This window comes from Lentzea albidocapillata subsp. violacea, from assembly GCF_900100275.1.
GTDB classification, from domain to species: Bacteria; Actinomycetota; Actinomycetes; order Mycobacteriales; family Pseudonocardiaceae; genus Lentzea; species Lentzea violacea.
This window is the reverse complement of sequence record NZ_FNET01000005.1, coordinates 308496-332744: the sequence shown is the minus strand read 5'-3', so window position 1 is coordinate 332744 and position 24249 is coordinate 308496. Positions and strand designations below refer to the sequence as shown.

Here is a 24249-nt window from a genome sequence, read left to right as displayed (position 1 = left end):
ATCACGAGACATGCAGGCCTGCCGGTCGCCGTCAGGACCACAAGGCGGCGACGAGCTCCGCTCGTCCCGTGATGCCGAGCTTGCGGTAGGCGCTCGACAGGTGCAGTTCCACCGTGCGCCGGGTGAGGTGCAGGTCTTCGGCGATCTGCCGGTTCGTCAGGCCCTGCGCCGCCATCCGCGCGACCCGGTTCTCCTGCTTCGTCAGGCCCTGCACCTGGTCGTCCTCGTCGCGGACCTCGTTGCCCGCGAGTTTGGCCAGCGGGTGCGCGCTCAGCTGGCGGGCCAGTTCGAACGACCTCCGCAGGTGGTCCGCGGCCTCGTCGGCCCGGCCCTTGCGGCGCAGGTGGTGGCCAAGCCAGTACAACGACTGGGCGTGCAGCAGGCGGTGCGGTGACGAGGCGAGAAGTTGTTCGGCCTCGGTAAGGACGTCGATGTCGTCGGTGCTCATGCCGACGCTCATCAACGCCGTGCCGATCACCCTCGTCGACCCCCACCGCTTGGCCAGGTCGAGTTCCTCGTGCGCGAGCCGGGCAGCGTCGTCACGGTTGCCCAGCGCTAGATACGCGCGCACGGCGTGATGCCGCCACGCGATGAGCGCGGGGTTGGGCATCTCGCGTGCGGTGAGCCGGCGGCCCGCTTCCAGCAGGTCCTCCAGTGCACCCTCCGCGTGGCACGACGCGAGCTTGAGGCGGCCACGGGCGTAGACGATGTTGATGTGCTGCAACAGGTTGCCGTCCTCGGCGACGAGTGGGGCCGCCTCGTCGAACTGGCCCATCTCGATGCAGACCTCGGCCAGTTTCGCGGTCGCGAGCACGACGGACGGGCACTCCCTGTTGCCCGTCGAGACCGGCGGCGTCAGGAACGTGTACGCGCGCGCCAGGTCTCCACTGTTATGGAAGGCGCACGCACGGGCGATCATGCTGAGCATCCCGCGGCGCAGGTGCGGGTCGTGCGAGACCGGCGCGGTGCTGTGCGAGAGCCAGAACTTGTTGATGTGCTCGGGATTGTCGCCGAGCACCGGCACGAGGAACGTGAAGATGTAGGACGCGCCGAAGACGTCGATCCACTCACCTTCGAGTGCCTCCAGCGCGTACTCGACGGCCTCGGTGTACGAGTCGCCGCTGCGGGCGCTGCCGACCGCGAGCAGTGCCGACCGGGCGCGTTGGAGGTTCGGGGCCTGCGGGATGTCGCCGACGAGGTCCTCGAAGTACTTGCCCGCGCAGTTGGCCATGCGCGCGTCGCGGTTGGCGGCCAGGAGATAGGTGGTGCAGACGAGGTTCCAGACCTTGTCGCGGTCCTCCGGCAGCAGCCGGGCGACGACCATGATCGCGAGAGAGACGGCGAAGTGCGCGTCCGAACCCGTGCACATTCGCTGGATCAACGCCAGCGCGACGTTCGCGGCGAGGTTCGGGTCCTCGCACCGCATCAGCGCATCCCGGACCCGGTCGCGGCCCAGTGCGTTGTCCTGCAGGTGTTCCGTGTGTCCGAGTTCGACCTCGACCGCCAACCGGTCCTCATCGGACAGATGCTCTTCGAGCGCTCGTTCCAGGTGCTCGACGCCGCCGACCTCGCGCAGCAGGTCGACGGACCACGGCAGGCGCACGGATCTGGCCTTCAGCACGTGCTCGGCGACGCGCTCGTCCGGGGCGTCCGACTCGAACAGCAGCCAGGCGGCACGGGAGTGCGCGGCGGAACGGACCGCGATCGGCATGTCGGCGAGGATGCTGTTGCGCACGAACGGATACCGGAACGTCAGCGGGTCGGTGTCGGCGAGCACGCCGAGGCGGACGAGCATGTCGACGGCAGGCAGCGCGTCGAAGCCGGTGAGCGCGGAGAGCAGTTCGAGGCCGGCGTCACCGTCCAGGACCGCCGCGGAGCGGGCGACCTCGGCGGCTCCGGTGTACTCGCGCAGCCGCATGCCGATCATCTCGCCGACCGCGGCCGAACCCTCGCCTTCCTCGCGCAGCAAGGCTTGCAGCAGATAGGGATTGCCGCCGGTGAGCTCGTGGCAGCGCTTAGCGTCCCGGCCCGGGAACTTCTCGGTGAGGCTTTCGACGGCGGTGACGTCGAGGCCGGCGAGGTCGAGGCGGTTCGGATGGGCGCCGGCGATCTCGGGCAGCGTGACCTCGTCCGTGGCGAGGTAGCCCTGGGACGCGCCGAGCGCGATGACGACCGGCATCTCCTGCAGCCGTGGACGCAGGTACGCGAGAGCGCGCTTGGAGAAGGTGTCGGCGACGTGCACGTCGTCGACGACCATCAGGATCGGCGACTTGCGCGCGGAGTTCGCGGCGCGCGCGTAGAGCTCCTCCAGGTCGTGCTCGTTCGCGAGGCACGGTGCGAGCTGCCGCACCACCGCGCCGGGGAGGTGGCTCTCCAGGCGGGCGCTCTTGGCCAGGCGAACGGTGAACCCGCGTTGGCGGGCGTCGGCGGCGAGCGCGTCGAGCACCGCCGTCTTGCCGATGCCGAACCCACCGGTGACGACGACGCACGAGCCCGTTCCCTGGACCGCGTCGTCCAGTAAACGTCCGAGAGTCGCAAGTTCCGAGTCCCGGCCGAGTAGTGGAGATGTCACCTCTGTTCACCCCTGCCTTCGGTACCGAGAGGACCGCAGGTCGAAGGTTTCGGTGTTCCTTCGGTGCCGACCGTAGAGACCTGCGCTTCGGCGTCGGGCAAACTTACCCACAGGTAACGACCAACGGAACTGTGAGCTGTTCGCAGTGGTGAGCGGGTATAACGCGATGATCTTCGCCAGGCTGGTGCGCGGGTGGTTCCGCCTCGCCTGTCTGCTCATCGGTTCCCGCCAGGATTCACAGGGGTCCCACCAGCGGAAACCTCTCGGCGTGGACAGATTCCGCGCGCGTGAGAGTGCCGGCGTCGACGGGGCTGTCGGGGTGCGAGGCCAGCGAGTCCACGACCGACAGCACGGCGGCGATGGCGACGACGACGCCCGCCGCCACCAGCAGGATGCTGCGGGCCACAGCGCACGGCTCACGCATGCCGGGTGGACTTTCGGTGAGCGCCGGCCGCAACACCGGAACGAACACGCCGAAGTCGGCCGCATCACGCCGGCAGTCCTCGCACCCGGCTAGGTGCCGGGAGAAGCTGACGTGCTGCGCCGGGTCGAGCACGCCCAGCACATACGCCGCCACATCACCGCACGGCCCTTCCGGGCTCGTGCGGTTTTCGTCGTCCTGATCTTGGTCTGCTCCTGCTCCCGCGTGCTCGTGATGTGGTTGATGGGTCACCATCACTAGCTCCTGTCCTGCAGCGCCCGGCGGATCGTGTGCATCGCCTTGTACAACCGGGACTTGACGGTTCCTTCCGGGACACCCAGAACGATCGCGGCCTCCTTCACCGTTCGTCCCATGACATACGTTTCGTAGATCGCGGAACGGTGTTCATCACTCAATTGGCGTACTACATCAGTAATGACCATTACTGAAAGTGTCTGTTCCGTGTCGTCCGGGGATTCGGCGATGTCCGGACGCAACAATTCAACTTCCTGCGGGCGCGCCTGCCGGCTCCGCCATCCGTCGATCACAATGCGACGAGCCACTGTACAAAGCCAGCCGCGCAACATGCCGGGATCACGAACGAGATGCGCGGAGTTCTGCCAAGCCCTGATCAACGTCTCCTGGACGACATCTTCCGTCCACTGACGGTCGTAGTTGGTCAGGCACAGGACCTGCGAGAACAACATCCGCTGGAACTGCCCATAGAGCAACGTGAGCAATTCTTCGTCCTGGTGGGCTTGTGCGACCTTGCCCTGATCAACCATGAAGCTGACAACCTCCCCAGGTATCGGCGACAGGTTCGCTTCGGGCGGCAGTCCTAGCGACTCGGTGGCCGAGCACGGAATCGCCCAGATCCTACCCCGCGAACACGAAAACCTCTCGGGTACGTAAATCAGGACCGAATGGTTCGCCAATTGTTGTGTGATGCACGTCACATGCACATCTGGGCATGCTCGTGAACCTCGACCCCACCTGCGCGTATCACATTCGAAGGCAGCTCGATCACGGGAGGGAACGGGCACTATGCGTCACCGATTGGACACGCTGGGACAGCACGTAGCGCTGTTCACCATCCTGTCTGTCATATTTCTGGGGGCTTTCGTCGGAGCCGTCCCGGCTAATGCGCAATCGACAGAAGTACAACCTTCAGACCGTTCGTTCATGGTTTCTCTGAGGCAAGCAAACTCTTGGTTGGTGCCGGTGAGCAAAGAAGCTCCCACACGTTCCACGGACGCGGGCACAAGCAATGCCGGGCGGGACGTCTTCGAAGGGCATTCACGACTCGACATCGATCTGCTGAAATCCGCCGAGGGACTGGGAGTGGTCCTGCCGAACGACGTCAGCAGTGAACACCAGTCACTCATCGATGAGATGGCAGGACGCACCGGGGACAACCACGACCGCGCCTACGCGACGATCGTCCGGCAGGCCCAGGGCGGGCTTCTCGTAATGGCCGTGCGAACGCGGGCGACAACGCAGAACACCACAATCCGAACGCTTGCTCACCAGGCCTCGCAAATGCTGATTCGCACAATGACGGTCCTGGAGAACACCGGCAAGGCGGACCCGTCCGCGTTCGAACTGGTGACCGCCAAGGCGCAGGTTAACGCGGTCCGCGTCATCGGCCAGAACATCGAACCGTCGGACCGGGAACTGCTCGTACTGCTCGCCCAGCATTCGCTGTGGCAGAAACCGGCCAGCCGGGAAAGCTCCAACCGGGCACGCGACTCGAAGGTCCGCAAGGTCGCGGGCCAGCTCGCCGCCGAGCACACCCAGCTGACCCAGGCGGTCACGGAGGCTGCCCGCCAGATCGGCGTGGATCTGCCCTCCGAACCGACGACGGAACAGAAGTCGTGGGCGAACGCCATCTCGTCCAGCTCGGGCGAGGAGCTCGACAACATGTACGCGAACCTGTCACGCGCGGCCGACGGCTCGCTCGTCAGCCAGGTCGCCCACGCCCGCGCGACGACCAAGAACGTCCCCGTGCGCATCGCCGCCCAGACCGCCCTGACCATCCTGCTCAAGCACATGCTCCTGCTGGAGAGCACCGGCCTGGTGAAGGCGAACTCGCTGCAGATGACCGACATCCCGGCTCTCACCCAGCAAAAGTCCAACAGCAGCCCTCCGCCACAACCCGACGACTCGTCCACGAGCGTCGGCTTCCTCACCGGCATCGCCGTCCTCGTGGTCGCCGCCGCGGGCACCCTCTGGCTGGTCCGGGCAGTCGGCCACCACGGAGAACACCGCCGCTGACGCTTGCCCACCGACATATCGGCTGCCGCCCGCGCCAACCGATATATCAGCGCCTTACGGGCCCTCCGCAGCCCGCCGGGCGAGCTTCTCGGCCCTTAGCAATGACTCTTTTGACGACGTCGTCCAAAGAGTCATTGCTAAGCCGCAGGTCAGCACGATGTTGGGTTGACATAACGAAGGTGAACGCGCGAGCACGCCGCGGCTTGCGTCAGGTGACGCAGGAGCCCCGACGGTGATCGTGGGGCCTGTTCAAAGGCTCGGCTGAACTGATATATGGATCTTGAGTCAAGAACGGATCGAGGGCAGTGCGGTGTCCACCCGTTCGACGACATGCGCCTCGGTGAGGTCGACCGCCTCCCACTTGCCGACGAGCCGGTCGATCACAGCGGCCGGCACCGGCTCCGAGCGGGCGCGGTTGCGCGCGTGAATCACGTTCTTCGGCGCTTCGAGTCCGACCAGGGTGATGCGGGCGCGGTAGTCGGCGGCGAGTCCGACGCAGCGCTCACGCAGTTGCTGGGAGATGTTGGTCGCGTTCCAGACGAACCGCTCGCCCGCCCGCAACAGCGTTCGGGCTTCCTCGAACGCGGCGGCGGCGACCGCGCGCTGGTCGCCGTCGGGCGCGATGCCCAGCCGTGAGCGCACCGCGTCGAGGCTCACCACCGGCCAGCCCGGCCGGTGGGCGGCGATCCAGTGGTCCTTGCCGACACCCGGCTGGCCGGACAGCACCGTCACCTCGACGCGGGTGTCGTCGTAAGCGGCGTAGCCGGGGTCCCGGCCAGGCGTGCGGAAGTACTGGAACCGGGCGTGGTCGGACGGGAAGGCACGCGGCCGGTCCAGGCAGTCGCGTTCGCGGCAGTACTCCTCGAACAGCGCGATGTTCTCCAGCACCGAGTCCGCGTCTCCGCAGATCCGGCCGAGGATGTCGGCGCGGGCGAGCGTCGCCAGGTCGTCGTTGCGCGCGAGCAGGCTCACCCGGAACGCGATGCGGTCGAGGTCGGGGCGTTCCAGCGCCCAGAACGGCACCTGGTGGTGGCGCACCAGCGCGGCGACGTGCTCGCGCCAGGCGATCGGGCGTCCCATCTCCCACAACAGCTTGCGCGCCAGCAGGTCTCCGGCGCGGGAGTGGCCGTGCGCGGTGACTCGGCCGTCGGCGATCTGCGTGCGGAACGGCTTCGCGGCGTCGTGCAGCAGCACTGTCGCGAACAGGCGCACTCGTTCCGCCTCGGGACGTGACCGCCATTCGGGCAGCGACACCAGGGCCTCGCACGCCATCCGGGTGTGTGTGGCGACGTCACCCTCTGCGTGGTGCACAGGGTCCTGCGGCACGCCTTCGAGTGCGCGCACCCACGGAAACGCCGAGCGCACGGCGTCCCAGTCGAGAGTCCACTCTGGACCGGTCGGGCAGAGTTGCTCAAACACGGGCCACCACCTGGTTCGGCAGGATCGGGCGGTCCTGCCAGTGGCTGCCCGAGTCCAGCACGGCGGTGTGGAACGTCGGCCGCACCCACTTGTAGCGCTCGACGGTGCGCCCGTCCTCCTCCACCTTGATGTAGAGGCCTTCCATGTCGTCGTCCGAATCCGTCTCCGCGACAACGACTTCCGGGTCCTGCCCCGCCGCCCGCGCCGCGTCGACCAGCGCGTCGCGCCACCGAAGAGTGCGGCACGTGGACGGGCCGAGCAACGTCGTCAGGTCCTTCAAGCGGCGCAACGGCCCTTCGTGCAGCACCGGCACGGACACCACCGGCGTGCCCGAGAGCACGCGACGGCGTTCCGGTGTGGACAGGAACTCGCCGGTCGTGCGGTTGAGCAGGTCGAACTCGCAGAAGTGGTGCGGCAGCGCGTCGTAGAACACGGTGTGCTTGGCGTACAACCATTCCCCGTAGAGCACGAACCGTGTGCCGAGCCTTTCCCACAGCACGCCCTGGTGCGTCGCGGCCCACGCCTTCAACGGCGCGAACTGCCGTTCCCTCGGCCCGCCCGCCAGGAAATGGCCGCGTGACTGGAGTTTCAGCACACCGCCGGAGTCGAAGCTGATGCCCGCGTTGGCACCGTCGAGCTTCTCCTCGACGACGAGGTGCCGCCCCGCGATCGCGCGGAACGGCACCTGGTCGAGGTTCTCGTCGCCTGGTTGCAGGCGCGAGCCCTCTAGGTGGGGCGTTCGCCGGTACTTGCGCAACATGCCCCGATTTGTATCCCGTCCGTGCGCCCGCAAGCGAACGGTTTACGCCTGGCCGACGAACGCCGCCTTGTCGGAGTTGAAGGTCGGCTCGAACACGAGCTGCATCTCACCGGGCTGCGCACCGACCGAGTACGCGACGTGGAAGGTATAGGTCTTGCCCGGCAGGACGGTCGCCGAGTCGAACGTGCTGTCGCAGCCTCCACTGGAGTCGAACACCATCTCGGCCTTCTGCCCGTTGAACTGCGCGTCGGTGCCGATCGACATCAACGCGGTCTCGAACGCGGCGCTCGTCCCGTTGGTGATGGTGATCTCGAACCTCACCGCACGGGCGATGTTCTGCGGTACCGAGTACTGACCGGGCGTGCACGCGGTCGGCGCGGCGACGTCGACCGAAAGGCCGTTCGCCCACGAGTACCGCTTGCCCCAGGTCGGATTCTGGGCGGGCGCCTCCTGTTTCGGGGTCTGCCCGGCATCAACGACCTGTCCTTGGTTGGTACTGCCGTCGAGGATCTCGACCGCGGCCTGCGTCGCCATCACGGTGAAGGTGATGGCCGCGACGCACAGGACGACGCCGATGATCGCCAGAATCCTGCGGGTGCCGAACAGCGCGATGACGCCGAGCACGATCCCGACGGACGCCGCGATGGCGGTGAGGATGTTCAGGAAGATGACCCACGAACAGACGACGCCGACGATCCCGAGGATCACCGCTGTCCAAGCAAGCGCACCGAACTTCGCGGGCTTCGGCGGTGCGACCGGAGGCTGGGCGTGGACGGACGGCGTCGGAAAGGTCATCAGGGCTCCTGGCGGTTGCGATGTGTGACCACGACGTCGATCGGTCCGGTTCACCCGTTAGCCCCAACCATCAGCGCCACCCGATCGAGTTACGACCGGCCAGTCGGCTGACTTCTGAAGGTAGCTAAGCGACTACGATCCGTACATGGCTCGACGATTCGCCGGAACTCTGCTGGCAGCGATCGCCGCACTCGGCGTGACAACGGCACCCGCGCAGGCCTCCGTCGACTTCACCGGCACGGTGAAACTGAACAACTGCTCCGGCTCGGTCGTCCGCATGCCGAGTTCGGCGCCGGCGGACAAGGCGCTCGTGCTCACCAACGGGCACTGCGTCGAGCTCATGAAGCCGGGCCAGGTGCTCGTCGGTCAGCCGGTGGACCGCACCTTCAAGCTGCTCGGCGGATCCGGCGCGGAGATCGCGACACTGCACAGCGCCAAGCTCGTCTACGCGACGATGACCGGCACCGACGCCGCGCTTTACCAGCTCGACAAGACGTACCAGCAGATCCAGCAGCAGCACGGTGGCCGCGCGCTCGAACTGTCGGCGTCGCGGCCCGTCGCCAAGTCGGAGATCCGGATCGTCTCCGGCTACTGGACGAAGATCTACTCGTGTCAGCTCGACGGTTTCGTCCACCAGGTCAAGGAAGCGAGCTGGACCTGGCACGACTCGCTGCGGTACACGCCGTCGTGCGACACCATCGGCGGCACGTCGGGCTCGCCGATCATCGACGACGCAAGCGGCAAGGTCGTCGGCGTCAACAACACCGGCAACGAGAGCGGCGGCCGCTGCACGATGAACAACCCGTGCGAGGTCGACGCCGCCGGCAAGATCACCGTCCGCCGGGGCACCAACTACGGCCAGCAGACCTTCGGCTTCGTCTCCTGCTTCGGTCCGCGCACGACGCTGGACCTGACACTCCCCGGCTGCCGGATCGCGAAGCCCCAGCCGTAGCCGGCCACGAACACGAGAAAGCCGGGACGCCCCTGCCCGCGTCCCGGCTTTCTCGGCCTTTCACTACCGTGCGGCGCGCACGATCAGATCGGCCACGGTGTCCGGCTGCGACACGGCCACCGAGTGCGAGGCCCCCTTGACCTCGACGACCGCACGGGCGTGGGCGCGCTCGGCCATCCACTTCTGCGCGGCGATCGGGATGTTCTTGTCCTTGCCCGCCACCACGAAGTACGACGGAACGGTGTGCCACGCGGGCTCGCCGGCCTTCTCGGTCAGCGCGGTGTCGTTGATCGGCCGCTGCGTCGCCGCCGCCGGCGTCGCGTCCCGGCGGGACACGTCGGCCGCGAACTGCTGCCAGTACTTGTCCTGCTGAATCGTCAGATCCTTGCTGCCGTCACCGATGTCGATAGTGGACACCGTGTCTCCGAGGGTGCTGCCGGGGAACTTGTTCGACAGTTCGAGGGCACTCTCACCCTTCTCCGGCGCGAACGCAGCGACGTAGACGAGTGCCTTCACGTTCGGGTTGCCGAGCGCGGCGGCCGACTGGACCATGCCGCCGTAGGAGTGTCCGGCGAGGACGATCGGCCCCTCGATCGAGGCGAGCACCTGGCGCAGATAGTTCGCGTCGCCGGTGACGGACCGGAGCGGGTTCGCCACCGCCACGACCGGAAATCCCTTGCGCTGCAGGCGTTTCACGACGCCGTTCCAGCTGGACGCGTCCGCGAACGCGCCGTGCACCAGCACGATGGTCGGCTTCTTGGTGCCCTGCTTCTGCGTGTCCCCCGCCGCACCGGCACCGGACGGAACAACGGCGGCCAGCGCCAGGAGCGTCCCCAGAACCGCGAACACCTTGCGAACTCGCATCGGTCTCTCACTCTCGTCGGCCACCGCAGGCGGTGGTTCATCGCACCCGATCAGATCGTGCACGATGTAAATTACCCGAGGAGTTACCTCGCACGCGATGTGTTTCAGCCCACTAGCGCTGGGCGCCGTGTTTCACCCGGTTCAACGCCCTGCGGAGGATGGTGACCTCCTCGAGGGTCATGCCGAGCGCCTTGCCGAGCTGGTGGAACATTTCGGCGCCGATCCACCGCAGGTCACGGCCCTTGTCCGTGAGCTGGACGAGCACGGAACGCTCGTCGTCGGGGTGTGTGACGCGCACCAGCAGACCGCTCTTCTCGAGCCGCTTGATCAACGGCGAGAGCGTGCTGTACTCCAGGTCGAGCTCGCGCACGAGTTCCCGGATCGGCCTCGAGTCCTTCTCCCACAGCAGCAGCATCACCAGGAACTGCGGGTAGGTGATGCCCGCCTTGTCGAGGATCGGGCGGTAGAAGCCGATGACCGCTCGCGACGTCGTGTAGAGGTCGAAGCAGAGCAGGTCGGAGACCGTGAGGGTCACGGCGGACGGCGCGTCGGGAGTAGTGCTCACGCTTTTCAGGCTACTCGGAGCCAACCGCCCAAGCGGCGTGATCGGTTACGGCACCTCGAACGGGGACCGGCCCCGGCCTACGACCAGGGCTCGTCCAGTGCCGAGGCCTCGGCCCCCGCGGTACGCAGTTCGTCGCGCACCACGCGATAGGCGAGGCCCTCCGCATAACCCTTGCGTGCCAACGCACCCACGAGCCGGCGGATCTTCGCCGTCTCGTCCACGCCGGACATGGTGCGCAGGCGTTTGCGGACGAGTTCGCGGGCACGCTCTTCCTCGGCCTCGCTGTCGACCGCGGCGACGGCCTCGGCCACCACCTCGTCCGCCACGCCCTTGCGGCGCAGTTCCATGGCCAGGGCGCGGCGGCCCAGACCGTTGTACGTGTGCCGGGAACGCACCCACATCTCGGCGAACTGCGCGTCGTCGATCAGCCCGGCGCGGTCGAACTTGCCGAGGACGACCTCGGCGGCGCCGGCGCTGATCCCCTTGCGCAGCAGGGCGTCGTGCAGCTCCTGCCGGGAGCGGGCCCGAGCGGTGAGCAGCGCGTAGCAGATGTCCCGCGCTTTGCGCTGCTCCTCAGCGTCGTCCAAACCTCAACCTCTTAGAACTCGACCGGGGCGGCGGGAACCGTCTCGTCGGCGTCGAGAGTGGCGCCGATGCCGAGCTTGTCCTTGATCCGCTTCTCGATCTCGTTCGCGATGTCCGGGTTGTCCAGCAGGAACTTGCGGGCGTTCTCCTTGCCCTGGCCCAGCTGGTCGCCCTCGTAGGTGTACCAGGCACCGGACTTGCGCAGGATGCCCTGGTCGACACCCATGTCGATGAGCGAGCCCTCGCGGCTGACGCCCTTGCCGTAGAGGATGTCGAACTCGGCCTGCTTGAACGGCGGCGCGACCTTGTTCTTCACGACCTTGACCCTGGTGCGGTTGCCGACGGGCTCGCCGCCGTCCTTCAGGGTCTCGATGCGGCGCACGTCCAGACGCACGGAGGCGTAGAACTTCAGCGCCTTACCACCGGTCGTGGTCTCCGGGGAGCCGAACATCACGCCGATCTTCTCGCGCAGCTGGTTGATGAAGATCGCGGTCGTGCCGGACGAGCTCAGCGCGCCGGTGATCTTGCGCAGCGCCTGGCTCATCAGGCGAGCCTGCAGACCGACGTGGTTGTCGCCCATCTCGCCCTCGATCTCGGCACGCGGCACGAGGGCGGCGACCGAGTCGATGACCAGGATGTCGAGCGCGCCGGAGCGGATCAGCATGTCCGCGATCTCGAGCGCCTGCTCACCGGTGTCGGGCTGGGACACCAGCAGCGCGTCGGTGTCGACGCCCAGCTTCTTGGCGTACTCGGGGTCGAGCGCGTGCTCCGCGTCGATGAACGCCGCGATGCCGCCGGCCTTCTGCGCGTTCGCCACGGCGTGCAGCGCCACGGTCGTCTTACCCGACGACTCCGGACCGTAGATCTCGACGACCCGGCCACGCGGCAGGCCACCGATGCCGAGCGCGACGTCCAGGGCGATCGCGCCGGTCGGGATCACGGCGATCGGGGCACGGCCCTCTTCGCCGAGCCGCATCACGGAGCCCTTGCCGAACTGCTTGTCGATCTGCGCCAGGGCCAGCTCGAGCGCTTTGTCCCGGTCGGGTGCTGCGGGTGCCATCTTGGGTCCACCTTTTGTCGTCTGCCGTTGCTTCGTCATGTTGGACCTGACGCTACTGGCGGGGTCTGACAATTCTGCGAAGCCGGGGGTCGGAGCCACTGTAGCCGAACACGTGTTCGAGCACACGCGACACTCCCGGCACCTGCTCAGCGGCGATTTCCCGGAACATCGAACGCTTCGCAGACCGCGATCCAGACTTCCTTGGCCCCGGTTCCGGCCTCCAGCGCCTCGTCGGCGGTACGGCCGCCGAGCGACGACAGCACGTGGTCACGGGCGATCATCTCGGCCCTGACCTGGCCGAACTCCCCCGCCATGAGTTTGCGGAACATGGTGATGCGCACCGGAAGACCCTAACGAACGGGCCTGCGCAGCGATGCGAAGAGGCACACGACCAGCAGCGGCAGCGCGGTGAACCCGACGATCAGCCCGAGCGCCGCGTACGACCACGCCGTCACGACGATCCCGGCGACCGCTCCGCCGATGGCGCCGCCGACGTTCATCATCAGATCGGACAGTCCTTGCGCGGCGGGCCGGTCGTCGACCCGCACGGACTCCGTCAGCAACGCGGACCCCGCCACCAGCCCGGCCGACCAGCCGAACCCGAGCAGCGCCAGTCCCGCGGCGAGTTGCGGGGCGTCGTGCGAGGGCGCCATTCCCGCGACCCCGGACGCCGCCACCACCAGCGACGCGCCGATCGCGAGCACCGGCACGCGGCCCATCCGGTCCGCCATCCACCCGAACAGCGGGCTCGCGGCGTACATCGCGGCGACGTGCAGGCTGATCACGACGCCGACCACGCGCAACGACGACCCGGCGTGGTTCATGTGCACCGGCGTCATCGACATCAGCCCGACCATCGCCGTGTGGCACAACATCACTCCAACGAGTGCAAGTCGTGCCATCGGCCCGAGCGTCGCCCAGATCTTCAGACCTCGGGGACTCTCGCCGCTGGAGCCTCCGGCGCAGCAGTCCGCGGATTCAACCGGTCGTGTGCTCTTCACGACGACCAGCGGGTCCGGGTGCAGTCCGAACTGGATCACCAGCACCGCGGCCACGAGCACCACCGCCGCCAGCAGGAAGGGCCCGACGCCCGCCGGGAGACCCAGTGCACCGGCCGCCCGCCCGGCGGGATCGGCCAGGTTCGGGCCGATGATCGCGCCGATCATGGCCGCCCACACCACGCGGGAGAGTTCGCGCGCACGGCGATGCGGATGCGCCAGATCCGTTGCGGCGTAACGAGCCGCGTAGTTCGCGCTGGACGCCCCTCCGAACAGGAGGAGGCCCACCAGCAACACCTGCCACAGCCCGAGGCCCACGGCGACGGCGGCGATCAACGCTCCGAGCCCGCCGATGCCGTAGCCGAGGACGAGCGCGGGACGACGCCCGCTGCGTTGCGCGAGCCGGGCTGCCGGCAGGGCGAGCAGCGCGGCTCCCGCGACGGCCGCGGTCTGCGCGAGCCCGCCGACTGCCTCGGACCCGGACAACGACGCGGCGATCAGCGTGCTGAACGCGAGGCCGATCGTCACCGCCGCCGACCCCAGGATCTGGGTGCCGGTCAGGACCCGGACGACCTTGCGCTGCACGCGTTCGACCTGCGGCGCGACGGTCACCATGATCACGATCGTGGCATGGCCGGACCTCTCGCCGACAGGTCCATCAGGGGCGGTTACTCCCCCGGTTGCACGGACTTCTCGAAGAAATCGGCCATTTCGTCCGCCTTGAGCTCGTCCGCGTTCTCCTCGGCGGTCTTGGTGAGGATGCCGAACATGGGACGGCCCTTGGCGGTGAACACCAGCACGCCGGTGCCGCTCGACGTGGCCGCGCGGTAGTCGCCCTCGAGGCCGTTGCCGGTCCAGTCGGCCTCGACGCGGTCGGTCTGGAACGACTTCGAGATGGAGGACGCGTTGTTCTCCGCGCCCGTGACGCTGTCGGTGAGGATGTACTGCACCGCGTAGCCGTCGCGGATCGTGCAGCTCACGACCGTGCCCTTGATCTCCTCCATGCCGGTGATCTGTGCGGAGTCGGCCTTCTCGCAGCCGCCGCCGTCCGGCACGGTGCCCGCGAGCTGGCGCAGGCACTTCGTGAAGCCCTGGCCGTCCTGCGCGGTGTCGTCCTTGCAGTCGTCGGCGCTGGGCAGGCTCGGGCCGGACAACGCGAAGACCGCGCCGATCACGCCCGCCACCACGAGGACCGCCGCGCCGGCACCGATGAGGACCTTCTTGTTGTCCTTCTTCGGCGCCTGCTGCTGCGGGAAGTTCGTCGGGTAGCTGCCGCTGACGTTCGGGTTCACCTGATAGGTGCCGCTCGCCGAGTACGCGCCACTCGGATACGACCCACTCGGGTACGAGCCGCTGGGGTAGGAACCGCTCGGGTACGAGCCGCTGATCACGGGGTTCGGGCCGCTGACGTTCGGGTTCACCGGGTGCGGGCCGCTCACGGCGGGGCTGACCGGCGCCGTGACGACCGTGGGCGGCTCGACGGACTTGGGCTTGTCGTCCTCCGCCTTGAGCGTGATCATCGCCCGGTCCACGACCTGCGCGCCGGACGCGACGATCGTCTCCGGGTGGTCGGGGTTGGTCGGGACGATGCCGACCTTCTCCGCGATGATCTGCGCGACCAGCGGCATCCGGCAGGAGCCGCCGACGAGGTAGACGTGCTCGGGCGTGACGCCGGCGCGGCGGACCGTGGAGATCAGGACCTCGGTGCTGCGGATCAGGCTCGGCCTGATCAGCGCCTCCAGCTCGGCGCGCGTGATGACGACCTTCTCGAACGGCTCCGGCATCAACACCTCGACCTGGGGCAGCTCGGAGAGGTCCTCCTTCGCGAGGCGCAGCTCCTCGCGCAGGCCGAGGCGGGCGCGGTGGTCGTCCACCGTGACCGGGCGCATCAGCCGCTGCCAGCCTGCCGGGTCCTTGTGGGAGACCGTGCGGCCGATGTGTTCCAGCAGCGCCTGGTCGATGTCGAGACCACCGACGTCGCTGAGGCTGCCGTCGGCGAGGATGCGGTGCTGGGAGTCGAGCACGGAGACGTCGAACGTGTCGGCGCCGAAGTCGTAGACGGCGAGCGGGCGGCCGCTGCCGAGCGAGGCCACCGCGATGGCCTCGGGAACGGGCACGAGTTCGCCGGTCATGCCCGCGAGCCTCGCCGAGGACAGCAGCTTGTTGCGCCTGCTCGGGCCCCACTCGGCCGGGTGCGTCAGGCGGATCTCGTCGGGGTGCTCGCCTTTCAGCAGCACCGTCACGGCCTCCAGCACGCGGGCGTAGATGGCCGCGAGCGCGTCGTTGACCGGCAGGTTCTGCTCGCCGAGCTTGATCGTCACCTTGTCGATGTGGCGCTTGGGGTTCGGCTCGTAGCGAGACGGGTCCTGGCGCGAACGCCGTTCCGCTTCTCTGCCGACGCGGAGGGTTCCGTCCTCGTCGAGGTAGACGGACGAGGGCATCGTGGGCCCACCGTCCACATCCACCACACCGTGGTCGGACAGCACCGCAACCGTGTTGGCGGTGCCCAGGTCGACGGACAGGACGCGCACCGTGCTCCCCTCGCAGGACGTACGTGGTGATCGTGCCACAGCGGGCTGCGGCGGATGCTCGGACCTGCGTAATCAGAAATTGTCAGACCTCGGCGTCATGATGGTCGCCATGGACGTGATGGAGGCATTCTCACCGGCGACCAGGCAGTGGTTCGCCGGGGCCTTCGCCGCGCCAACCCAGGCGCAGACGGGTGCGTGGGCGGCCGCGGCGGCGGGCGAGCACGCGCTGGTCATCGCCCCGACGGGCTCGGGCAAGACGCTGGCCGCGTTCCTGTGGGCGCTGGACAGGCTGGCTTCTTCCTCCGCGCCGTCGGAGCCGAAACGGCGGTGCCGGGTGCTGTACGTCTCGCCGTTGAAAGCGCTGGCGGTGGACGTCGAACGAAATCTGCGCGCCCCTCTGGCCGGTATCCGGCAGGCGGCGCACCGGCTTGATCTGACCGAGCCGTCCATCACCGTGGGCATGCGTACGGGCGACACGTCGCCGGAGGAACGCAGGGCGTTCGGGCGCACTCCCCCGGACGTGCTGGTGACGACACCGGAGTCGTTGTTCCTGCTGCTGACCTCGTCGGCGCGCGAGTCGCTGCGCGGCGTGGAGACGGTGATCCTCGACGAGGTGCACGCGGTGGCGGGCACCAAGCGCGGCGCACACCTCGCGTTGTCACTCGAACGGCTGGACGCGCTGCTCGACCGGCCGGCGCAGCGGATCGGGTTGTCCGCGACGGTGCGGCCGGTCGAGGAGATCAGCACGTTCCTGTCCGGCGGGCGGCCGGTGTCGGTGGTGCAGCCGAAGACGCCCAAGGTCATCCAGGTCGAGGTGGAGGTGCCGGTCGCGGACATGGCGCTGCTCGGCCAGCCGACGGGTGAGGTGTCGGGTTCGGCCGCCGGAGCCGAGCAACGCACCTCCATCTGGCCGTCGGTCGAGGCACGGATCCTGGAGCTGGTGCGGGCGCACCGGTCGACGATCGTCTTCGCGAACTCGCGGCGCCTCGCGGAACGGCTGACCGCGCGGTTGAACGAGCTCGCCGAAGAGGCCGCGGAGCTGGAGTCGTTCCCGGCCGAGGCCATCGGCCAGTCGGGCATGACGGTGCAGAAGACCGCGTCCGTCGCTCGCGCACACCATGGCTCGATGTCGCGAGAACAGCGCACGGCCGTGGAAGAGGACCTGAAGTCGGGCCGGCTGCCCTGTGTCGTGGCGACGTCGTCGCTGGAGCTCGGCATCGACATGGGCGCGGTCGACCTGGTGGTGCAGGTGGAGGCGCCGCCGTCGGTCGCGTCCGGGTTGCAGCGCGTCGGCCGGGCAGGCCACCAGGTGGGCGCGGTGTCGCGGGGCGTGATGTTCCCGAAGTTCCGCGGCGACCTGGTGTCGTGCGCGGTGGTGGCGGAACGCATGCGGGACGGCGCGATCGAGGCCGTGCGGTTCCCGCGCAACCCGCTCGACGTGCTGGCGCAGCACATCGTCGCGATGGTGGCGATGGAGACGTGGACGGTCGAGGAGCTGACGGCGCTGGTGCGGCGGGCGGCGCCGTTCGCCGGGCTGCCGGAGTCGGCGCTGAACGCGGTGCTGGACATGCTGTCGGGCCGGTACCCGTCCGAGGAGTTCGGCGAGCTGCGGCCGCGGATCACCTGGGACCGGGTGAACTCCGAGCTGCGCGGCCGGCCCGGTTCGCAACGGCTGGCGGTCACCTCCGGCGGCACGATCCCCGACCGGGGGCTGTTCGCGGTCATGACGCCGGCCTCGGAGAACGGTCCCGGCTCGCGGGTCGGCGAACTCGACGAGGAGATGGTCTACGAGTCGCGGGTCGGCGACACGTTCCTGCTGGGCACGTCGTCGTGGCGGGTCGAGGACATCACGCACGACCGGGTGATCGTGGTGCCCGCGCCGGGTCAGCCCGCGCGGATGCCGTTCTGGAAGGGCGACGCTCCAGGGCGTCCGCTGGAACTCGGCCGTGCGCTGGGCAAGTTCCTGCGCGAAGTGTCCACGATGGAGGATTCGGCGGCGCGCGAACGCGCCACGTCCGCCGGTCTGGACGAGTGGGCGACGGACAACCTGCTGGCGTACCTGGGCGAGCAGCGGGAGGCCACGCGGCACGTCCCGAACGACAGGATCGTTCTGGTGGAACGGTTCCGCGACGAGCTGGGCGACTGGCGGCTCGTCGTGCACTCCCCGTTCGGCGCCCAGGTCAACGCGCCGTGGGCGCTCGCGATCGCGGCCCGCCTGCGGGAGAAGCGCGGTGTCGAGGTGCAGGCGGCGCACTCCGACGACGGCATCGTGCTGCGGTTGCCCGACGCGCTGGACTACGAGGGCGTGGAGGTGACGGCGGGCGCGGAGGACGTGCTGCTCGACCCCGACGAGGTCGAGCAGATCGTGGTCGCGGAGGTGGGCGGCTCGGCGCTGTTCGCGGCCCGGTTCCGCGAGTGCGCGGCCCGTTCGCTGCTGCTCCCCCGCCGCGATCCACGCCGGCGCACCCCGTTGTGGCAGCAGCGGCAACGGTCGGCGCAGCTGCTGTCGGTCGCCTCGAAGTACGAGAGCTTCCCGGTGGTCCTGGAGGCGATGCGCGAGTGCCTGCAGGACGTGTACGACGTGCCGGGCCTGAAGGAACTGATGTCGGACGTCCGCGCGCGCAAGGTGCGCGTGGTCGAGGTCGAGACCCCGTCGCCGTCACCGTTCGCCCGCAGCCTGCTCTTCGGGTATGTGGGCATGTTCCTCTACGAGATGGACGCTCCGCTGGCGGAACGGCGGGCGGCGGCGTTGTCGCTCGACTCGACGCTGCTCGCGGAACTGCTCGGCTCGGAGGCGATCCGCGAGCTGCTCGATCCGGAGATCGTGGCCGAGGTCGAACGCAGTCTGCAACGCCTCTCCGAGGACCGCCGCCCGCGGCACGCCGAGGACACCGCGGACCTGTTGCGGTTCCTGGGAGATCTGTCCGACGCGGAGGCGCTCGAACGCGGTGTGCCCCGCGAGTGGCTGGACGAACTGGTGGCCGAGCGCCGGGTGATCCGCGTCCGGATCGCCGGCGAGGAACGCAGCATCTCGATCGAGGACGCGGGCAAGGTCCGTGACGCGCTGGGTGTCGCGCTTCCGGTCGGCGTGCCGGAGGCGTTCACCGAGCCGGTGGCGGATCCGCTGGGCGACCTGCTGAACCGCTACGCCCGCACCCACGGGCCGTTCCCCGCCTCCGAACCCGCTGCCCGCTTCGGTCTGGGCGTGGCCGTGGTGACGGGCGTGCTGGAACGGATGGCGGCCACGGGCCGGTTGGTGCGCGGTGAGCTCCGTCCCGGCGGCACGCACACCGAGTACTGCGACTCGGACGTGTTGCGCCGCCTGCGCCGGGCCTCGCTGGCCCGGCTGCGGTCCGAGGTGGAGCCGGTCGAACCGGCGGCGCTGGGCCGGTTCCTGCCGCAGTGGCACGGTCTGGGCAGGCGGTTGCGTACGGCACCGACGGTCGATGACGTGTTCTCGGTGGTGGAACAGCTCGCGGGTGCACCGCTTCCCGCGAGCGCCTTCGAATCCCTGCTGCTCCCGTCCCGGTTGCCCGGTTACTACCCGGCGTTGCTGGACGAGCTGACGGCGTCCGGCGAGGTGACGTGGACGGGCTGCGGCGCGCTGGCCGGTGGCGACGGCTGGATCGCGCTCGCCCCCGCCGACGTGGCCGACCTGCTGCTGCCCGACCTGGTGCCGGAGTCGATCCCGGAGTCGCCGCTGCACACCGCGGTCCTGGAGGCGTTGTCCGGCGGGGCGTTGTTCTTCCGCCAGGTGGTCGACCGGGCCTCGCTGTCCGTGACGTGCACGGACGCCGAAGTCGTCGGCACGCTGTGGGACCTGGTGTGGGCGGGGCTGATCACGAACGACACGTTGTCGCCGTTGCGCGCGTTGGTGTCCGGTGGCGGTGCGGCGCACAAACCTCGCCGCAGTGCTCCGCGGGGCCGTTATGCCCGGCTGCGTTCTCGTCCCGACATGCCTTCTCGCACGGGTCCGCCGACCGCAGCCGGTCGCTGGTCTCTCGCGGTGACACCGTCCGGCAACCCGACGCGCCGGGCGCACGCGCGTGCCGAAGCTTTCCTGGAACGCCACGGCGTACTGACGAGAGGCGCTCTCGACACGGAACGCGTGACGGGTGGGTTCAGCGGCGTCTACAAGGTGCTGCGGGCAATGGAGGAGTCGAACCAGGTCATCCGCGGTTACGTCGTCGAGGGGCTGGGCGCCGCCCAGTTCGCGGCACGAGGCGCGGTGGACCGCCTGCGGGCGTTGTCGCGCCCGCCCGGCCAGCCCTCGCAGACCGACCAGGCCGCGGTGGTGCTCGCCGCGGCTGACCCCGCCCAGCCCTACGGAGCCGCTCTGGCGTGGCCGGATCCGCTGGGCGAGGGCAAACACAGGCCGGCCCGCAAGGCCGGCGCGCTGGCGGTGCTGGTCGACGGCACCCCGGCGCTCTACGTGGAGAGAGGAGGTAAGTCGCTGCTGTCGTTCACCGACGACGATCCGACCCTGCGCACCGCCGCGAACGCCCTGAGCCGGGCTGTCCGTGACGGCTGGCTGGGCCAGCTGGCGGTCCAGCGAGCCGATGGCGAGGTCGCGCTCACCTCGCACCTGGCGACGGTCCTGCAGGAGGCCGGTTTCCGTGCCACTCCGAAGGGACTGCGGCTGCGGGCATGAGCACTGCGTCTAGTTCCCGGCGGAGAACAGCGAGCTGTAGGCGTTGAGCGCCGGCTGTCCGCCGAGGTGGGCATAGAGGACCGTGGAGTCGCGGTCGATCTCGCCCGACGACACGAGGTGGATGAGCCCTGCCAGGGACTTCCCCTCGTAGACCGGGTCGGTGATCATCGCTTCCAGACCGGCGCCGAGCCGCATGGCCTCCAGTGTGGACTCGTCGGCGATGCCGTAGGTGCCGGCGTGGAAGCGGTCGTCGAGGAGGATGTCCTCTTCGGACACCGTGACCTCGCGGAGCTTCGCGGTGTTGTGGGCGATGCGGGTGATCTGGTCGAGAGTCTCGGCGGGTTTGGCGGACGCGTCGATGCCCAGCACACGGCGGTTGGTGTCGTTCGCGAAACCGGCGACCATGCCCGCCTGGGTGCTGCCGGTGACCGAGCAGACGACGATGGTGTCGAAGAAGACGCCGAGCTGGGCTTCCTGCTGGCGAACCTCGTCGGCCCAGTTCGCGAACCCCATGCCGCCCAGCGGGTGGTCGGAGGCACCGGCGGGGATCGGGTAGGGCTTGCCGCCGTTCGCGCGGACCTCGTCGATCGCCTGTTCCCAGGCGGGTTTGACGCCGATGCCGAACTCGGCGTTCACCAGCCGGACGTCGGCTCCCATCATGCGGCTGAGCAGGATGTTGCCCACGCGGTCGCTGCCGACGTCGGACCACTCGACCCAGCTCTCCTGCACCAGCACGGCCTTCAGGCCGGCGCGGGCCGCGGCGGCCGCGACCTGGCGGGTGTGGTTGGACTGGATGCCGCCGATCGACACGAGGGTGTCGCAGCCGGTGGCCAGGGCGTCGGCGACGAGGTATTCGAGCTTGCGGGTCTTGTTGCCGCCGTAGGCGAGGCCGGAGTTGCAGTCCTCGCGCTTCGCCCAGACGGCGGCGCCGCCGAGGTGGGCGGTGAGGCGGTCCAGGCGGTGGACCGGAGAGGGACCGAAGAGAAGCGGGAATCTGTTCACAGTTCCTCCTTCAGGGTGCTCCAGTTCTGGTCGACCAGGGTCGTGGCGAGCAGTTCGTCTCGCTGTTCGCACGCCTCGATGATCTCCTGGTGCTGCGTCACGGAATGCCGTGCGTTCGGCGAGGAGAAACGGCTGTGCTCGATCCTGCGCACCAGCGGGGTGAAGCGGTCGATGGTCGCGGCGATCGCGAAGTTGTCGCAACAGCGGACGGCCACGGCGTGGAACTCGTCGTCGGCGGCCAGCGCGGCGGCAGCGTCGTCGGCGTCGAGCGCCTTCTTGAAAGCCTTGTTCGCGGCGCGCATCGCGGCGATGTCCTCCGCCGTCATCTTCGGCACCGCCAGGCCGATCGCGAGGGAGTGCATCGACTGCACGACGACGAGCGCGTCGCGCACGGGCTCCGCTTCGAGTGCGGTGACACGGGTGTACGCGTGCGGCTTGGTCTCGACGAGACCCTCGTCGGTCAGCGTGGCGAGCGCCTCGCGCACCGGAGTGCGGGACAGACCCAGCCGTTCCGCCAGCTCGACGTCCTTGATGGGCGTGCCCGGCTCCAGGTCGCCGCGCACGATCGCCGACCGGATCTCAGCCGCCGCCCGCTCCTTCAGTGACCCATATCCAATATATTGCATATTGGCGAGAGTAGGGCCGAGGCCGAGTGATCGCAACCAAGATGGGCTCCACCCAGGACTCGAACGGCACAGACCACACCTTGGTCAGGGACAGCCACTGCTCTGCTCGCCGGAGACAAGACCGAACTTCGACGTGATCTTCTGGCGTCCTGATCGATCGCTCGACAGTATGGGAACCATGCCTGCCGATCCCGGGAGTTCCGCCGACGTGGCCGTGGAGAACGACTACGACGGCTTCGCCGAGGCGTACACGGTCGAGAACGAGACCAGCCTCCTCAACGCCTACTACGTCCGGCCCGCGATCGTGGATCTGGCCGGGGACGTGGCCGGTCGACGAATTCTCGACGCCGGGTGCGGCTCCGGCGCCGTGTCCGCGGCGCTGCGTGATCGAGGTGGCATCGTTGTCGGCTTCGACCGCAGCACGAAGATGGTCGAACTGGCCCGGCAGCGGCTCGGTGCCGACACGGACCTGCGGGTCGCCGACATAACCGGCCCGCTGCCGTACCCCGACGGCGCGTTCGACGATGTCGTCGCGGCCCTGGTGCTGCACTACCTGGAGGACTGGACCGCACCGCTGGGCGAGCTGCGACGGGTCCTGAAGCCCGGCGGCCGGCTGATCGTGGTCGTCAACCACCCCATCCTCCTCAAGATGGTGCATCGCGAGGCCGACTACTTCGCGACCACCAAGTGGTCCGACGAGTACAACTTCAACGGCCAGAAGGCCGTGCTCACCTACTGGCACCGGCCGCTGCACGCGATGACCGACGCCTTCACCGCCGCCGGTTTCCGCACGGCCGTCATCAGCGAGCCGCCCCCGGCGCCGGAAGCCCACGAACTCTTCCCCGACGAGATGGCGAGGTTCCCCTCCGGGGCCTTCTTGAGCTTCCTGTTCTTCGTCCTGGAAGCCATCTGACCGCGGCGCGGCACGGCGCGCGCCGGTGTCAGACTGGCAGCTTGCGGCCGAGGACCGCGAACGGGCGCGGGTCACCGGTGAACTGGTAGTGCCGCAGCACGTCCTCGAAGCCGACGCGGCGGTAGAGCTTCCACGCCTTGCTCGGGCCTTCGGGCGTGGAGAGCAGCACGCAGGAGGACCGCACGCCTTCCAGCAGGCGGCGCAGCAGTTCCTCGCCGAGGCCTCGGCCCTGCGCGCGCGGCAGCACGTGCAGTTCGGTGAGCTCGAAGTAGTCGGTGAGCCAGCTGTCGACGACGGCGGGCGGCGAGACCTGCATCAGTCCGCGCCGCACCTGCTCGTGCCACCACTGACCGGCCGCACCGCGGTAGCCGTAGCCGACGCCGACGAGTTCGTCGTGCTCTCCCAGCGCGATGACGCAGCGCCACTCCTCGCGCATCATGTGGGCGAGCCACATCGGGGCGCGCTGCTCGACGGTGGCGGGCGGGTAGTTCATCGCCGTCACGTACAGCGCGAGGGCTTCGCCCAGCCGTTCGTTCAGTTCCGAGGCGGTGATCTCGACGATGCGCTCCAGGCGCGGCGAGGCCGTCATGCCTTCACCGCCGCGACGCGGCCGCCCGTCAGCGCCACCAGATCGGCGAAGGTCGTGGGGTAGACGGCGTGCGGATGGCCCGCGGCCGCCCAGATCTCCTCGTAGGCGGACAGCGACTCGTCCACGACGGTCTCGATCGGCGCCGGGTGCCCGACCGGCGACACGCCGCCGATCACCTGGCCCGTGTGTTCGCGGACGAACTCGGGATCGGCGCGCTTGACAGCGTCCGCGCCCACGAGCGCGGCGACCAGTGACGTGTCCGCACGGTGTGCGCCCGACGTCAGCACCAGCAGCGGGGCCGCCTCTCCGCCGCGCACCGCGGCGAACACCAGGCTGTTCGCGATCGCGCCTACCTGCACACCTACCGCCGCAGCCGCGGCCGCCGCGGTCCGCACGGCGTCCGGCAGCACGACGATGCGTGCGGCGGTGGCGGGCGGCAGGACTTCCGCGACCTTGCGGATTCCGGGGTGTTCGAGCGCACTCACGTCTCCATGAGACCACGACTCGCGCCTACGCGGTGGGGCGGGTTGAGGAATCCATCGGCAGGCAGCTACGCTGAGGAAGACTCGAACATGTGTTCGAGTCTCACCATGCCTCGGAGGTGGGGTGGGGGAAGCACCCCACCTCCGAGAGCCGCCGGCTTCCCCTCGGCGGTGACGTCGTTCACCGACG

The 24249-nt window shown here is 68.9% G+C and carries 21 protein-coding genes; 4 read left to right on the top strand and 17 right to left on the bottom strand.

Going from position 1 to position 24249, the window contains the following annotated elements:
• Positions 1-31: 31 nt before the first annotated feature.
• The 3 genes from BLR21_RS14600 to BLR21_RS14590 all read right to left on the bottom strand — a co-directional run bounded on the left by BLR21_RS14600 (position 32) and on the right by BLR21_RS14590 (position 3778).
• The gene (locus BLR21_RS14600; RefSeq protein WP_090006361.1) at positions 32-2572 is read right to left on the bottom strand and encodes a helix-turn-helix transcriptional regulator; all 2541 of its coding nucleotides are present in this window, start codon (positions 2570-2572) and stop codon (positions 32-34) included.
• A gap of 235 nt (positions 2573-2807) precedes the next feature.
• Positions 2808-3248, bottom strand: a complete 441-nt coding sequence (locus BLR21_RS14595) for a zf-HC2 domain-containing protein (protein ID WP_090006480.1) — start codon at positions 3246-3248, stop codon at positions 2808-2810.
• A gap of 2 nt (positions 3249-3250) precedes the next feature.
• On the bottom strand, positions 3251-3778 hold the full coding sequence (locus tag BLR21_RS14590; protein WP_090006360.1) for a sigma-70 family RNA polymerase sigma factor: 528 nt from the start codon (positions 3776-3778) through the stop codon (positions 3251-3253).
• Between the two features lie 271 nt (positions 3779-4049).
• Between BLR21_RS14590 and BLR21_RS14585 the strand changes: the two genes are divergently transcribed.
• Entirely contained in the window at positions 4050-5267 is a 1218-nt protein-coding gene (locus BLR21_RS14585; RefSeq protein ID WP_176929631.1) for a DUF4142 domain-containing protein, read from the top strand.
• Positions 5268-5552: 285 nt separating this feature from the next.
• On the opposite strand, the gene BLR21_RS14580 is transcribed toward BLR21_RS14585, so the two are convergent.
• The 3 genes from BLR21_RS14580 to BLR21_RS14570 are packed head-to-tail and all read right to left on the bottom strand — an operon-like array spanning position 5553 to position 8241.
• Positions 5553-6686: an AAA family ATPase gene (locus BLR21_RS14580; protein ID WP_090006358.1), complete on the bottom strand. Its 1134-nt coding sequence runs from the start codon at positions 6684-6686 to the stop codon at positions 5553-5555.
• The gene (locus BLR21_RS14575) at positions 6679-7446 is read right to left on the bottom strand and encodes an RNA ligase family protein (protein WP_090006357.1); all 768 of its coding nucleotides are present in this window, start codon (positions 7444-7446) and stop codon (positions 6679-6681) included. The genes BLR21_RS14580 and BLR21_RS14575 overlap by 8 nt, the downstream gene beginning before the upstream one ends.
• 42 nt (positions 7447-7488) lie before the next feature.
• Positions 7489-8241 (bottom strand): hypothetical protein, encoded by a 753-nt coding sequence (locus BLR21_RS14570; RefSeq protein WP_090006356.1) that lies wholly within the window; start codon positions 8239-8241, stop codon positions 7489-7491.
• A 145-nt stretch (positions 8242-8386) separates the two neighbouring features.
• Here BLR21_RS14570 and BLR21_RS14565 point away from each other — a divergent pair, with 145 nt between their 5' ends.
• Positions 8387-9193, top strand: a complete 807-nt coding sequence (locus BLR21_RS14565; RefSeq protein WP_090006355.1) for a S1 family peptidase — start codon at positions 8387-8389, stop codon at positions 9191-9193.
• A gap of 63 nt (positions 9194-9256) precedes the next feature.
• Here the strand turns inward: BLR21_RS14565 and BLR21_RS14560 are convergent, their stop codons facing one another.
• From BLR21_RS14560 to BLR21_RS14530, 7 genes are all read right to left on the bottom strand, one after another.
• Positions 9257-10057 carry an alpha/beta fold hydrolase gene (locus BLR21_RS14560; protein WP_090006479.1) on the bottom strand — a complete coding sequence of 267 codons (801 nt, stop codon included), beginning with the start codon at positions 10055-10057 and terminating at the stop codon, positions 9257-9259.
• 112 nt (positions 10058-10169) lie between these two features.
• Positions 10170-10622 (bottom strand): MarR family winged helix-turn-helix transcriptional regulator, encoded by a 453-nt coding sequence (locus BLR21_RS14555; protein WP_176929630.1) that lies wholly within the window; start codon positions 10620-10622, stop codon positions 10170-10172.
• 77 nt (positions 10623-10699) lie between these two features.
• Positions 10700-11209 carry a regulatory protein RecX gene (locus BLR21_RS14550; protein WP_090006353.1) on the bottom strand — a complete coding sequence of 170 codons (510 nt, stop codon included), beginning with the start codon at positions 11207-11209 and terminating at the stop codon, positions 10700-10702.
• An 11-nt stretch (positions 11210-11220) separates the two neighbouring features.
• The gene (recA, locus tag BLR21_RS14545) at positions 11221-12267 is read right to left on the bottom strand and encodes a recombinase RecA (RefSeq protein WP_090006352.1); all 1047 of its coding nucleotides are present in this window, start codon (positions 12265-12267) and stop codon (positions 11221-11223) included.
• Positions 12268-12413: 146 nt separating this feature from the next.
• A complete protein-coding gene (locus BLR21_RS14540) occupies positions 12414-12608 on the bottom strand; it encodes a DUF3046 domain-containing protein (protein ID WP_090006351.1) in 195 nt (64 codons plus the stop codon).
• A 9-nt stretch (positions 12609-12617) separates the two neighbouring features.
• A complete protein-coding gene (locus tag BLR21_RS14535) occupies positions 12618-13880 on the bottom strand; it encodes an MFS transporter (protein ID WP_090006478.1) in 1263 nt (420 codons plus the stop codon).
• A 53-nt stretch (positions 13881-13933) separates the two neighbouring features.
• Positions 13934-15796 carry an Hsp70 family protein gene (locus tag BLR21_RS14530; RefSeq protein WP_090006350.1) on the bottom strand — a complete coding sequence of 621 codons (1863 nt, stop codon included), beginning with the start codon at positions 15794-15796 and terminating at the stop codon, positions 13934-13936.
• 109 nt (positions 15797-15905) lie between these two features.
• On the opposite strand from BLR21_RS14530, the gene BLR21_RS14525 reads away from it, so the two are divergent.
• On the top strand, positions 15906-20447 hold the full coding sequence (locus BLR21_RS14525; protein WP_420843881.1) for an ATP-dependent helicase: 4542 nt from the start codon (positions 15906-15908) through the stop codon (positions 20445-20447).
• A gap of 9 nt (positions 20448-20456) precedes the next feature.
• On the opposite strand, the gene BLR21_RS14520 is transcribed toward BLR21_RS14525, so the two are convergent.
• Together BLR21_RS14520 and BLR21_RS14515 are read right to left on the bottom strand one after the other, a co-directional pair.
• Positions 20457-21449: a 1-aminocyclopropane-1-carboxylate deaminase gene (locus BLR21_RS14520; protein ID WP_090006348.1), complete on the bottom strand. Its 993-nt coding sequence runs from the start codon at positions 21447-21449 to the stop codon at positions 20457-20459.
• Positions 21446-22075, bottom strand: coding sequence for a GntR family transcriptional regulator (locus tag BLR21_RS14515; protein ID WP_090006347.1), 630 nt, complete (start codon positions 22073-22075; stop codon positions 21446-21448). The genes BLR21_RS14520 and BLR21_RS14515 overlap by 4 nt, the downstream gene beginning before the upstream one ends.
• A 178-nt stretch (positions 22076-22253) precedes the next feature.
• Here BLR21_RS14515 and BLR21_RS14510 point away from each other — a divergent pair, with 178 nt between their 5' ends.
• Entirely contained in the window at positions 22254-22988 is a 735-nt protein-coding gene (locus tag BLR21_RS14510) for a class I SAM-dependent methyltransferase (protein ID WP_090006477.1), read from the top strand.
• Positions 22989-23016: 28 nt separating this feature from the next.
• Here BLR21_RS14510 and BLR21_RS14505 read toward each other — a convergent pair whose 3' ends face one another.
• Together BLR21_RS14505 and BLR21_RS14500 are read right to left on the bottom strand one after the other, a co-directional pair.
• Positions 23017-23577, bottom strand: coding sequence for a GNAT family N-acetyltransferase (locus tag BLR21_RS14505; protein ID WP_090006346.1), 561 nt, complete (start codon positions 23575-23577; stop codon positions 23017-23019).
• A complete protein-coding gene (locus tag BLR21_RS14500; RefSeq protein WP_090006345.1) occupies positions 23574-24062 on the bottom strand; it encodes a YbaK/EbsC family protein in 489 nt (162 codons plus the stop codon). Before BLR21_RS14500 ends, BLR21_RS14505 begins: the two co-directional genes overlap by 4 nt.
• Positions 24063-24249: the final 187 nt, after the last annotated feature.